Genomic DNA, 12,764 nt, shown 5'->3' on the forward strand with positions numbered 1-12,764 from the left:
CTCAGGGATCGGGGGTCAGCCTGAGCGTGTGCACGGCGGCCTTCTTGACCGACTCCGGCTTGGCGTACATCGGCAGCAACCCACCCTTCGCCCACGTCTCGGCCTGGTCCCAGTAGTTGTCGTGGAAGGCGTGCCCGGAGGCGCCCGTCAGGTTGATCCATTGGGACTTGTCCAGGTCCGACAGGTCGACGATCATCCGCATCGACGGCACGGCGCTGACCGCGTACCCCTTCGGAGCGCTCCAGCCCGTGGCGTTGACCGCGTCCTTGCTCCCGGGCACGGCGAACGGCCCGCGGTTGAACAGCGCCTCGATCGGTGCGATGCCCGACGTCCCCAGCGAGCCGTTGACCAGCTCCAGCTGGTGCAGGTCTCCCCACCGCCATGACGTGGGGTCGTTCCCGAGCCGTTCCGTCAGCTCCTGGTGGGCCGACGCCATGGCCTGCCGGAGGATGTCGTCGCGGGTCTCCTTGCGGCCCTTCGTGGTCACGTCATCCCAGAAGGGGTCGTCCGGAAGGCCGAGAAGGCCCCTGACGACCTCGTACCAGCGGTCGCCGCCGCTGGGCCAGGCCGCCTCGGGGAGGTCGTCGTGGAACGTCAGCGCGAGCACCTGCCGCCACACCGCGTTGAAGTAGGCGGCCGGGGCGGAGCCGAGCCCCTGCGTACCGTCCCACGTCTTGAGCAGCTCCCTGGCCCGGCCGCTCGGCCCCGCCAGATCCACCTGCAGCAGCGCCGGGACCAGCGTGTCCGCGAATCCGTTGTGCGTGTCCTGCTGGATCTTCGCCATGGCCGCCGCGTCGATCGGGCCCTTCTTGATCGCCTCCTTGACGAGGTCGCGGATGCGCTCGGAGCGGTAGCCGTGCGCCCAGTCCTCGGTCAGCAGCGGCCGGTAGCGCTTGGGGTCGATGACGGCGTTGTTCGCCGTGACGATGAACCCGTCGGCCGGGTTCTCGATCGAGGGCAACTGGTCGTACGGGATGGGCGCCGTCTTCCACTCGTACTCGCCCGTCCAGCCCGGGACCGGCAGGGTGCCGTCGCCGCTCGTGCGGACGGGGATGCGCCCGGGCGCCTGGTAGCCGATCTTGCCGGATGTGTCGGCATAAATCAGGTTCTGGGATGGTACGTCGAACAGCGCCGCCGCCGCCTTGAACTCCTCCCAGTCGCCCGCCTTGTTCAGCGCGAAGACGGCGTCGGCGGTCTTGCCCGGCGTGAGCGCCGTCCACTGCAGCGCCACCGCGTTGGCCTCGCCGCCGGGCTTGGCGTCCGGCATCACGTCGTTGATCAGCGGGCCGTGCCGCGTGCCGCGCACGGTGATCGTGACCGGAGCGCCGCCGGCCACCTTGATCTGCTCCTGCCTGCTCTCCAGCTTCACCTGCTCGCCCTGATACAGGTACGTGTCCCCCGTCACCTTCTCCAGGAAGAGGTCGGACACGTCGGGCCCCAGGTTCGTGAACCCCCACGAGATCTTGTCCGTGTGCCCGATGACCACGCCGGGAAAGCCGGAGAAGGTGAACCCGGTCACGTCGTAGGGGCACTCCTCCGTGATCTTCCGGCAGTGCAGCCCCGCCTGGTACCAGACGGACGGCATCTGCGGCCCCAGGTGCGGATCGTTGGCCAGCAGCGGCTTGCCGCCCGCGGTGTGCTCGCCGGAGATCACCCACGAGTTCGACCCGAGGCCGTCGCGGTCGCCGGTGCTCATGGTGCCGGGCACGTTCTCCAGCGTCTGGGCGGCCTGGGTGAGCACCCGGCCGGCGCCCGGCTTCGGCACGGCCCGCTGGTCGAAGCGGTTCTGGTCGATCGTGCCCTCGGTGACGATCGGGGAGTGGCGGTCGTAGGGGTAGCCGGGATAGAGCTGTTCGACCCGCTCCTTGGGCAGCTTGGTGAGCGCGAGGGCGCGGTCGATCTCGTCCTCCATGTTGGAGCGGAGGTCCCACGCCATCGCCTTCAGCCACGCCAGGGAGTCGACCGCGGTCCACGGCTCGACCGGCTGGTCGCCGTTCTGCAGCTTGAGCACGGAGTATTCGAGGCTGCGGCCGGAGGCGTTCGGGTGGGCGCCGAGCCAGGCGTTCACGCCCTTCGCGTACGCGTTCAGGTAGTCCTGGGTCTGCTGGGCCAGCTCAGGGAGCTCCTGCTCGGCGACCTTGCGCCAGCCCATGGTCCGCAGCGCCTTGTCGTTGTCCAGCGTGGCCTTGCCGAACAGCTCCGAGAGGCGGCCCGCGGTCGTGTGACGGCGGAAGTCCATCTCGTAGAAGCGGTCCTGGGCGTGGACGAAGCCCTGCGCCATGAAGAGGTCCGCGGCGGTGTCAGCATAGATGTGCGGAATTCCTGATTTATCGCGATAAATCTCCACACTTCCGGTTAAACCCGGCAGCCGCAACGATCCATCCACCTGCGGGAACGACTGCCGCACCGTGTAGACGAGCACCCCCGCCAGCACGAGGGCCAACAACAGGAGAACGGTCAGCACCCGAGCGAACCACCGCAACGGCCACGGCATCCACGCATAGGGCCTCACCGAACCTCCATCTCGCCGAACTGGCATCAAGTCTGACAGCCCGCGATCACTGCTACGGCCGCCCGCACAAGCTTGTCAGCGGACTCGGAGGATGGCGGTCGCCCGCGAGAACGACGAGCTCACCTGCCGCGCCCGGGCCGAGGCGCCACACGGGCGGCCGGTCCTCAGTCCCAGACCTGGCCCTCAGCCGTGTCCGACACCCGGACCCCCATCTCACCCAGCTCATCCCGGAGCTGATCCGCCATCACCCACTCCCTGGCGTCCCGAGCCCGCGCCCGGGCCTCCAGCAACTCGCCGGCCCCCGGCGGCAACACCCGCGCCTTCCCGATCTCCGTGGAAAGGTCCAGCCCCAGCACCTGATCCACATGCAGGAACGCCTCGAACTTCGCCCCCGGCGCCACCCCGTCGTCCCGTTCGAGCTCCCGCAGGACGCGCAGCGCGGCAGGCGTGTCGAGGTCGTCGTCGAAGGCCGACTCCACCCGCTCCACATACGCCACGGCCATGGGCGCGCTGGGCGACTCCGACCACTCGGCCACCCGGGCCCGCCAGCGCCGCAGGGTGCGGTCGGCGGCCCGCAGGGTGTCCCACGTCAGGTTGACCTGCTGCCGATAACGGTGCTCAAGGAAGGCCATCCGCACGGCGAGCGGATCGAGCCCCGCCGACACCACGTCGGACAGCAACACCACGTTGCCCGTGGACTTGGCCATCTTGCGCCCGTCGAACAGCAGATGCTCGCCATGCACCCAGTGCCGCACCACCTCGTGCCCGGCGGCCGAGTCGGACTGGGCCCGCTCGTCCTCGTGGTGCGGGAAACGCAGGTCGATCCCGCCGACGTGGATGTCGAAGCGCTCTCCGAGGTAGCGCAGCGACATGGCCGAGCACTCCACGTGCCAGCCGGGGAAGCCGGTGCCCCAGGGCGTGTCCCAGCTCAGCTCGCCCGTGGCGGGCTTCCACAGGGCCCAGTCGGCGTGGAAGCGCTTGCGCGGGTCGACGGCGTCGATGCGGTGCGCGGGTTTGAGCGAGTCCAGGCGATTTCCGGAAATTTCGCCGTACGTCGGGAAGGTGCGTACGTCGAAGAACACCGACCCGTCCGGCACCGTGTACGCGTGCCCCTGCTCCACCAGCTTGGCGATGAGCTCGATCATCGGCTCGATGTTCTCGCTCGCCCGCGGCAGATGCTCCGGCGGACGCAGGTTGAGGGTGTTGGTGTCGGCCTTGAAGGCGTCCTCGTAGAAGCGGGCCAGCTCCCGCGCCGACCGCCCCTCCGCCCGCGCCTGCGCGAGGACCTTGTCCTCCCCGCCGCCGTCCCCACTGCCGTCCCCACTGCCGTCCTCGGCGCCGTCGTCGGCGAGGTGGCCGACGTCGGTGATGTTCTGGCAGGCCAGCACGCGCACCCGCCGCCGCTCCAGGACACGCCTGATCAGGTCGGACAGCAGGTAGGTGCGCAGATTGCCCACGTGCGCGTGGCGATAGACCGTCGGCCCGCACGTGTACATCCGCACGGCCCGCCCGGCGGCGATCTCCTCGACCTGCCGGGCGCGCGTGTCGTAGATCCGCAACATCTCCTGAGCTTAGCCCGGGGTCACGCGCCCGGGGAACCGAGGCTGTCCCGGGTCACGCGCCCAGAAGACCGAGGGACGTCCCGAGGTCACGCGCCCGGGAAACCGAGGTCGTCCCGGGTCACGCACCCAGGAAACCGAGGATGTCCCGGTCGCCGCGCTCGCGCAGCCGGGCCACGACCTCCTCGCGCGTGGACATGTCGGACAGTCCGATCCTGGCTCCGATCAGCCGCAGGCCCTCCAGCTCCGAGCTGACGGGCGCGGTGTAGCCGAGCAGGTAGAGCGCCCGGTTCACGGGGGGCATCCCGACGGGAGCGGCGGGCAGGTAGCGGGTCAGCAACTCGCCCCCGTCCGACACGGTCAGGAACACGTGGTCGCCCTCGCTCGCCTTGAAGTCGGCCAGCACGTTCCTGATCGACCCCATGGTGGGCTGGTTGTGCCAGCTGATCACCACGTCACCCGACGGCGTGGAGGCCGTGAGCTGCCCGCCCGGAGCCATCCCCAGATGCGCCGCGAACCCCGTCGGCAGCGGCGACCCGGAGCCGCGCAGGTGCTCGGCGTTGACGTCGACCCGGTGCCACCAGCGCCCGTCGCGGGAGCGGAAGCTGCGCCGGGTCTCCGACACGTCCTTACGCGGCTGGTACGGCTCCACCTCCCCGCTCGGCGAGGTGCCCGCCACCCGGATCCACCCCCGCTGGGTCCGCTCGAACCCGGGACCGCCGGAGTAGGCCCGCACCGAGCTCTCGCTCACGTCGTAGCGGGCGGTCAGGTTCGTCACGATCGTGCTCACCGAGGCCTCGCCGCCGGACCGCTCGATCTCCCTGGCGATCATCTCCCTGATCCCGAGGTATTCGTCGCCGCCCCACCTGGTCAGGCCGTACTTGTTCCGGTCGATCCGGCGGAAGCGGTCGTCGGCCGTGAGCTGGTTGCGGATCCCGACCAGGCTGTAGTCCTCGCCGATGCGCTCCTGGATCTCCTCGGGCGTCAGCGGCGAACCCGCCACCGCCAGCACCGCCTCGGCCTTGTCGTTGATGTTGCGCGGCCACGGCACCACGTGCCGGCCCAGCACGCGCAGTTGCGGCACGGCCAGGATCCACCGCTCGGCCACGTCCTCGCGCACGCCGAGCTGGGCCACCATGGCCACCGCCTCGCCGAGCGGGCGCGGCCCGTCGGTGAAGAGCTGGCGCGTCTTCTCCCTCAGCTCGTCGGCCCCGCCGGACACGAGCCACCCGTCGGCCTGCTCGTAGCCGGTCAGCAGCGTGCGGACGAACCGCCACACCGGGATCCCCAGCGAGCGCAGCTCGGCGCCGTGCCACGGCACGGCGGCCTGCAGGTCGTCGGCCGGCACCGCGGAGCCCAGCCGGCCGCGCAACCAGGAGACGTGCGCGACCAGGGCGGCGGCCTCCCGCTTGCCGAGCCAGGCCTCGACGTGGTCGCGCAGGTCGCGCTCGATCTGCCTGATCCGCTCGCGGGTCACGGAGAAACGTTGCGCCAGCTCGTCCAGCGTGGCCCGCTGCGCCGCGTACAGCCGGTCGCGCGCGATGGCCCGCTGCCGGTCGTCCATCGCCCCGAACAGCTCGTCGATCAGCTCGGGCAGCGGCCGGTCCGGCCGGGACGGCACGGGCACGGCCTCCGGCGCGGGTTCGAGCAGCCGCTCGAACACACCGATGAACAGCTTCTGCACCACGTCCCTGCCGAGCGTCTCCGGCGTCCGCTCCGCTTCGGCGGGGTCGGAGAATCGCAGCAGCGGCAGCACGTCGCCCAGTGTCAGATGGCCCCAGCAGGCCACGGCGAGGTCGGCGAGGAGGCCCGCCACCGTCTGCGTGCCCACGATGGCACACGCGCGGTCGAGGGGGATCGCCTGCCACCAGGCCTCGGGCAGCAGGGGCTCCTCCACGATCGGCGCGATCTGACCAGGGGAGGTCCAGCGCAGAGGTGGCGTGAGGTCGCTCAGGCTGAGGTTCATTGAGGTCCAACCGGCAAAGGGAAGATATCCGCAGTTCAGACTATGTGATCAGAGTGGTAAAAACGGGCTGCCTCTTCCGGAATGGGAGATATAGAGCATCGCACGCGCGCGGGTGCAGGCGACGAACAGTATGCTCCGTTCGCGTTGCAGCGCACGAGCTCGAATGTCGAGATCTTCCGAGGGCTCGTCCGGCGAAAGCTCGGGCACCACGCCCTCCGCCACGCCGATGAGCGCCACCCGCTCGAACTCATGGCCCTTCAGATGCTGGAACGTCGAGGTCCGCACGTCCAGGCCGATCAAGGTCTGGCGGGCCGCGCGGACGAGCCGCGGATGGCGGGCGCCGACGGCGATCTCGGCGGCCGGCACGCCGTCCGCCAGCCACGACTCGATCGTGCCGCGCAGCCCGGCCAGCTCCGCCTCCGGGCTGTCGTACGCCCGGATCATCGGCCGCTCACCGTTGCGTGTGGCGTGGAAGCCGGACATCTCGGTCGAGCCCCTGACGAGGCCGGGCGCCGGGCCGCCGCCGCGCAGCCGTACCGTGAAGGACAGCAACTCCTGGGGCAGGCGGTAGGAGAGCTTGAGCGTGTGCTGGGAGGCGGGGATGCCGACGGCGCCCAGCGCCACCCGCGTGTCCGTGACCCGCTGGTGCGGATCGCCGACGACGAACAGATCGTCGTGCGCGCGCGGCGCCGCCGCCCGCAACAACCGCCACTGCGCGGAACTCACGTCCTGCGCCTCGTCCACCACGATATGACGGTACGGCTTGTGCCCCGGCTCCACGTCGTCGAGCAGACCACCTGTCGCGATGGAGAGCAACCTGAGCGCGTCGTCGGTCACCTGGGCCAGCGACCGCGCCCCCTCGCCCACCAGCGCGGGCCGGCCGCCCTCGGCGTCGGTCACGATCCGCATGGCCAGGCGCTCGGGGTTGTCCACCTCGATCCGCTTGCGGACCACCTCGTCCTCGATCAGGACGTCCAGCCGCGCCCCCAGCTCCTCGGCCAGGCTCTGCGAGAACGTCACGAGCAGCACGGGGCCGGCGCCGTGCGCGGCCAGGTGGGCGGCGCGGTGCAGGGCCGTGACCGTCTTGCCGGTGCCGGCCCCGCCCACGACCAGCACCGGCTGCTCGTAGCGGGCGGCCCTGGCCAGCCGGTGTTGCGGCGGGTACGGGAACGTGCACCAGGCCGGCGCCCCCAGCACCCGGTCGAGCTCGATCTTGTCGGCCACGAAGGCCGCGCGGTCGGGGCTGCGCCGCAGCGCCGCGTGCAGATCGTCCGGGTCGATCGGCCCGGTCTCCTCGCCGGAGGCGCGCCAGGCGTCCAGCTCGCGCCACGCCTCCGCCAGCGATCCGCCCCTGGCCAGCACGGCGAGCGGGACGTGCTGGGTGGGCGGCAGCAGGGGTTCGAGCGCGGCCACGTCGGCCTCGGTCGTGATCAGCCGGAACAGCGGCAGCGCGTGCCCGTCCAGGCCGAGCGCCAGCAGGTCGCCGTCGCAGATCGCGTCGAACAGGCCCGCCGACCTGACCGACCTGCGCAGCGCGGGCTCGACGCGCTCCAGGGACTCGGCGTCCCACTCCTCGACGACGCCGATCACGGAGTTGACGCCGAACCTGTGCCGCCGGGCGTACGACCAGGCGTCGGGGTCGGGCAGCACCGTACGCAGCCAGTAGAGGTCGCGCTGCCGCACCACCACCCCCCGGTGCCCGTCGGCCAGGCGCAGCGTCCCGACCCGGGGGTCCCGGCCGCCCCGGACCCGTTCCGGGTGCGGGGCGCCGGACACGTGCAGCAGGAACCGGCGCAGCGCGACCACGGCGTCCCTGCGCACCGGCTGAGCCAGTGCGCTGAGCTCCCTGGGGAACTCGGGGCCGATCGCGAGCCGGGGCACTTGCTCAGTCCAGAAGTTCGAGGAGGTCGCGGTCCCCGCGTTCGCGGAGCCTGGCGAGCAGATCGGGCAGCCGGACCGGTCCAGTCAGGCCGATCCTGGTGGCGATCACCCTGGCGGCCTGATCTCGGGTGCCTCCCGGCGCCGTGTAGCCCACCAGGCGCAGCGCCTTGGTGATCTGCTCGGCTCCCTGGGCGGCGACCGGGAGGTGCCTGGCGCGCAGCACGCCCTCATCCGACAGCGTCAGGAACAGATGCCCGCCCTCGCGGGCGCCGACGTCCATGAGCAGGCGCTCGACGGACTCCAGCACCGGCCTGCCGTGCCAGGTCATGGTCAGCTCCCCGGCCGCGCTCCTGACCGTGCGGCTCTCACCGGGGGACAGGCCCAGGTACGAGGCGAACCCCGTCGGCAGCGCGCACTCCCCGCCGGCCAGTTGCTCGGCGGTCACGTCGATGCGCAGCCACCACCTGCCGTCCGGCTGCCGGAAGCAGCGCCTGGTCTGGGAGACGTCCTTGAGCGGCTGGTAGCCCTTCGGCTGCTCGCCCGAACCCCCGTTCCCCTCGTGCGCCGGTGCGGCGACGGGGGTGAACGCCTGGAACTGCGGGGGACCCGGGGGAGGGGCTTGCCGCACCTCACCGAAGGCCGAATGCGGCTCGGGGTGCGCCTGGGGCGGCAGGGTCGCGAGCACGAACTGCCAGGCGGGCACCTCCAGCGCGCGGATCTCCACGTTGTGCCAGGCGGCCGCGCCGATGAGCTGCTCCCTGGGGGCCGTGGGGCCCAGCGTCCTGCGCAGCTCGTCCAGGTGGGCGCGGTACGGGGCCGCCTCCTCGCTGGCCAGCCAGTGGTCCAGGCGGGCACGCAGCTCGTCCTCGGTGGCGGCGATCTCGGCCGGGGGGACGGCGAAGAGCTTGGCGAGCTGGTCGACGGCGGAGGGCTGGTCGGTGAAGATCCGGTTCTGGGCCACGGCCCAGCTCTTGTCGTCCAGCCCGGCGAACGCGGCCTCGATGAGCTCGGGAAGCCGCTGCGCCTCCCCGGCGACCTCGACCGGCTCGTCGTCGACCGGCTCGTCGTCATCGGTGTCGAACTCGGCCTCGGCGGCCTCTTCGATGTACTCGCCGACGGGCTCCTCGCCGGGCTCCTCTTCGTGTTCCTCTTCTGGGGAGGTGACCTCGAAGGGCTCCGGTTCGGCGGGCTCGCCTACGCCCTCGGCCTTCAGAGCGGCTGCTTCCAGCGCGGCCGCCTCCTCGGCGGCCGGCTCGGGAGCGGCGTCCTCGGCGGCGTCCAGCACGGGCACGGGCACGGGCTCGGGGGCCTCCTCCGAGACGGGCTCGGCGTCGGCGTCCAGGACCGGCTCGGCGCTCTCGGCCTCGAACTCCTCATCGACCTCAGATGCGTGCGCCTCGGACGCCTCCTCGGCGACCTCAGGAGCATGGGCCTCAGGCGCCTCCTCGGCGACCACAGGAGCATGCGCCTCGGACGCGTGCTCGCCGGCCTCAGACGCGTGCGCCTCAGGCGCCTTCTCGGCGGCTTCGGGAGCGTGCGCCTCGGGAGCGTCCACGTACAACGCCGCGGCCTCCTGAGGCGCGATTGCGGCGCTCTCGCCGGGCGTCTCGGCACGCGGCAGCGCGAGCCGCACCAGGACCGCCGAGAACAGCGTGTTGAGCACCGGCCGAGCCTGGATGAAGGGCTGGTCGACCAGCTCCCTGCTGGTCAGCGCCAGCAGCCCGGCCCACGATCCGGCCCGGTCGAGCGCGATCGCGACGGCGGGCTCGTCGGCCTCGTCGGGATCGAGCACGTGCAGCGCCGGCAGGATGTCGCCGACGGCCGCGGCGGACCAGTGTTCCAGGGCGATCTCCGTCAGCAGCTCACCCAGCGACTCGGGGCCGATGGCGGTCAGGACCCGCGGCATGGGCAGGCTGCGCCACCATGCCTCCGGCAGGTCCGGCTGCCCGGTGAGTAGCGTGATCGTCGACGCGTCGCTCCACCTCAACGGTGGTACGAGGTCGCTCAGGCAGAAGTTCATCCCGTTCCGTTCACCAGCCCCTCACGCCGCCGCAGCGGTGCAGCCATAATCTCGCCGCCCACGGAACAGACCATAGTCCGGCAAAACAGCCCTACGCATCCCGCACGACCCATCAACGTCGAACAGCGGCAAAGCGTAGACGCACGTAGTCGGCCATCCAGCCAGTCTCCCTGCGAAGTGCGGGCGCGGCCAACTCGTTTACCCGACGGAGCAGGGGCTCCACGATCTCCGGTGGCAACCCGTCGAGGGCCGGGGCGGCGAACATGCGCACCCAGTCGGCGGCCCCGCCGGGGCACTCGTCGAGCGAGGTCGGCCGGTCGAAGTATTCGAGCAGCCTGACCACGAAGCCCTCCCGCTCCAGGCGGCTCGCGTACTCGGCGGGCGTGGGAAAATACCAGGGCAGGTCGGGCTCACGCAGGCCATACTCCCGCCAGGCGGTCAGCATCGCGGCGGTCAGCTCGGCGCAGTTGCCCGCCCCGCCCATCTCGGCGACGAAGCGCCCGCCGGGCTTGAGCGCCTCCCGCACGCTGGCGATCACGGCGGCCGGATCGCGGATCATCCAGTGCAGCGCGGCGTTGGAGAAGACCGCGTCGTACGGGTCCACCACGGTGAAGTCGTGCCCGTCGCCGACGATGAAGTCGATCCCGGGATACTGCGCCAGCGCCTTCTCGATCATCGCGGCCGAGCCGTCGATGCCGAGGACGTCCGCGCCTCGGAAGGCGAGCTGGGCGGTCAGCACCCCGGTGCCGCACCCCAGGTCCAGCACGCGGTCTCCGGGGTGCGGATCCAGCAGGTCGACCAGTGGCGCGCCCTGCGTGGAGACGTAGCCGAAGCTGCTGTCGTAGGCGCGACTGTTCCACCGATCCAAACTCGGTGCGTCATATCGCAAGACGATCAGCTCTCATTCGTCAGACATCGGGCCCCCGTGGCCGTGCTGTCCGATTACTTTAGAGCCTCAACGTCCCTGCGACATATCAAGTCACAAGGGACTCATCCCACGCTCTTGGTCCACTCCTTCCTCAGGTACGCCTTCGCCGCGTCTGCCTGCGGAATCGTCATGAGGACCGGCGGACCGGGCGCCTTGGGCAGTTTGGCGGCCTGCTCGGTGTCGAGCGTGCCCTTCATGAGCATCGCCTCGCCGCGGGCCGGCCGGGCGTACCCCTTCTGGAGCAGGTTCTGGCCCTCGTCGGAGAGCAGGAACTCCTGCCACAGCCGGGCCGCGGCCGGATGCGGCGCGTCCTTGTTGATCGCCTGCGCGTGGTAGCCGCCGAGCGCGGCCTCCCGCGGGATCGTCACCTTCCAGGCGTCGGACTGCCGGGCGCCGCGGGCCGCGTTCAGGTGGTCCCAGGCGACGATCACGTTGGCCTTGGCCGGCTCCGTGAGCCGCCCCGCCTGCTTGAGCTTGGCGAACAGGTCGACGCCCTGCTCCGGCCTGGGCACGCCGCCGCGCATGGAGGCGGCCATCACGCCGTCGAACGCCGCCGCCGAGCGCAGCGGGTCGCCGTCGAGCGCGACGCGGAATTCGGGCTTGAGCAGGTCGGCGAAGGAGGCGGGCGGCTTGACCTCGCGCGGGTCGTACCCGATGGACATGTAGCCGCCGTAGGCGGCGTACCAGGCTCCTGAGGGGTCCTTGACGTCGTCGGGCAGGTCCTGCCAGCCCTGCACCTTGTACGGCGCGAACCGGTCGGCCCCGTAGACCGCCATGTCCATGGTCAGGTCGAACACGTCGGGCTTGAGCCGGGCGGCGACGTCGAGCTCCCGTTTGCTGCTGGCGCCGGGCTCCAGCTCGTTGACCTTGAGCCCGTACTTGTCGGCGAAGGCGTCGATGACCTCGCCGTAGTTGACCCATTCGCGGGGCAGGGCGATGACGTTGAGCTCGCCCTCCTGCTTGGCGGTCTCGGCGAGCCGGTCCATCGTGCCGAACCCCGCCTTCATCGACGTGGCCTTGGCGTTGATCGGCGGCAGGTTCTTGGCCCCCGGGGTGGTGGACTCCGTGGATGACGCGCCGCATCCGGCGCTGGCGAGGATGGCTGCTGCGGCGGCGCAGGTGCGTACAGTCACAGAACGAATACTTACTGCTACGTCCGCCCAGGTCGAGGAGGCGCGGCCGGAACGACCTTGGCGGCCACGAGTGTCTCTTCCGGGATCTCCACCAGCACGCCGTCCCTTTTGCGGACTTTGAGCAGTCCGTCCTGCCACGACACGAGAACCCCGACGGCGTCGCGGAACCCTTCCGGCACGCGTCTCCTGGTGGTGACACGGGAGCCGATATCGTGAACAGTGATGCTGACGACGAGGCGTGCGGACACGAGTTTGCCACCCTCCGTTTCGGCCAGCAGGCAAGCACGGCAATACTAGGGCGTAGCAAACCGCGGTCAGAGTCATGCCATGGTGCGGAGAAGAAGGAGCTCGAGGTGACCTACGTCATCGCGCAGCCTTGCGTGGACGTCCTGGACAAGGCGTGCATCGAGGAGTGCCCCGTCGATTGCATCTACGAGGGCGAGCGCATGCTTTACATCCACCCCGACGAGTGTGTGGACTGCGGCGCGTGTGAGCCTGTATGCCCCGTCGAGGCCATTTTCTATGAGGACGACCTTCCCGAGCAGTGGAAGGACTTCTACAAGGCGAACGTCGACTTCTTCGAGGACCTCGGCTCGCCCGGTGGCGCCTCGAAGGTCGGAAAGATAGCGAAGGACCACCCGGTGGTCTCCGCGCTGCCACCGCAGGCCGAGGAGCAGTAGCGCGTCCTGCCACGCCGGACACGGGAGCATCAAGCCGGATGCGCCCGGTCCGCCGGCGTGCCCACCGCGCCTTCAGTACGGCCCC

General features: G+C 70.8%; 9 protein-coding genes. 1 reads left to right on the top strand and 8 read right to left on the bottom strand.

Features of this window, described 5'->3' with window-relative positions; translation table 11 throughout:
* Position 1: 1 nt before the first annotated feature.
* From ACWD0F_RS14885 to ACWD0F_RS14920, 8 genes are all read right to left on the bottom strand, one after another.
* Positions 2-2,494 carry a penicillin acylase family protein gene (locus ACWD0F_RS14885; RefSeq protein ID WP_449875733.1) on the bottom strand — a complete coding sequence of 831 codons (2,493 nt, stop codon included), beginning with the start codon at positions 2,492-2,494 and terminating at the stop codon, positions 2-4.
* Between the two features lie 182 nt (positions 2,495-2,676).
* On the bottom strand, positions 2,677-4,074 hold the full coding sequence (gene cysS / locus ACWD0F_RS14890) for a cysteine--tRNA ligase (protein WP_449875536.1): 1,398 nt from the start codon (positions 4,072-4,074) through the stop codon (positions 2,677-2,679).
* Between the two features lie 118 nt (positions 4,075-4,192).
* Complete coding sequence (locus ACWD0F_RS14895; RefSeq protein ID WP_449875538.1) at positions 4,193-6,037, bottom strand: sigma factor-like helix-turn-helix DNA-binding protein; 1,845 nt, start codon at positions 6,035-6,037, stop codon at positions 4,193-4,195.
* A gap of 48 nt (positions 6,038-6,085) precedes the next feature.
* Entirely contained in the window at positions 6,086-7,918 is a 1,833-nt protein-coding gene (locus ACWD0F_RS14900) for a UvrD-helicase domain-containing protein (protein ID WP_449875540.1), read from the bottom strand.
* A gap of 4 nt (positions 7,919-7,922) precedes the next feature.
* Entirely contained in the window at positions 7,923-9,938 is a 2,016-nt protein-coding gene (locus tag ACWD0F_RS14905) for a hypothetical protein (RefSeq protein WP_449875542.1), read from the bottom strand.
* A 112-nt stretch (positions 9,939-10,050) separates the two neighbouring features.
* The gene (locus ACWD0F_RS14910; protein ID WP_449875544.1) at positions 10,051-10,827 is read right to left on the bottom strand and encodes a class I SAM-dependent methyltransferase; all 777 of its coding nucleotides are present in this window, start codon (positions 10,825-10,827) and stop codon (positions 10,051-10,053) included.
* A gap of 101 nt (positions 10,828-10,928) precedes the next feature.
* Positions 10,929-11,999: an ABC transporter substrate-binding protein gene (locus ACWD0F_RS14915; RefSeq protein ID WP_449875546.1), complete on the bottom strand. Its 1,071-nt coding sequence runs from the start codon at positions 11,997-11,999 to the stop codon at positions 10,929-10,931.
* 17 nt (positions 12,000-12,016) lie between these two features.
* On the bottom strand, positions 12,017-12,247 hold the full coding sequence (locus tag ACWD0F_RS14920; protein WP_449875548.1) for a putative acetyltransferase: 231 nt from the start codon (positions 12,245-12,247) through the stop codon (positions 12,017-12,019).
* Positions 12,248-12,352: 105 nt separating this feature from the next.
* Between ACWD0F_RS14920 and fdxA the strand changes: the two genes are divergently transcribed.
* Positions 12,353-12,679, top strand: coding sequence for a ferredoxin (gene fdxA, locus ACWD0F_RS14925; protein WP_449875550.1), 327 nt, complete (start codon positions 12,353-12,355; stop codon positions 12,677-12,679).
* Positions 12,680-12,764 lie beyond the last annotated feature (85 nt).

Source organism: Nonomuraea sp. NPDC002799 (genome assembly GCF_053592075.1).

What these genes read in the sequence shown, in the direction of transcription:
- cysS (WP_449875536.1), bottom strand. Translation starts at nt 4,074, where the DNA reads ATGTTGCGGATCTACGACACGCGCGCCCGGCAGGTCGAGGAGATCGCC.
- ACWD0F_RS14905 (WP_449875542.1), bottom strand. Translation starts at nt 9,938, where the DNA reads ATGAACTTCTGCCTGAGCGACCTCGTACCACCGTTGAGGTGGAGCGAC.
- ACWD0F_RS14895 (WP_449875538.1), bottom strand. Translation starts at nt 6,037, where the DNA reads ATGAACCTCAGCCTGAGCGACCTCACGCCACCTCTGCGCTGGACCTCC.
- ACWD0F_RS14885 (WP_449875733.1), bottom strand. Translation starts at nt 2,494, where the DNA reads ATGCCGTGGCCGTTGCGGTGGTTCGCTCGGGTGCTGACCGTTCTCCTG.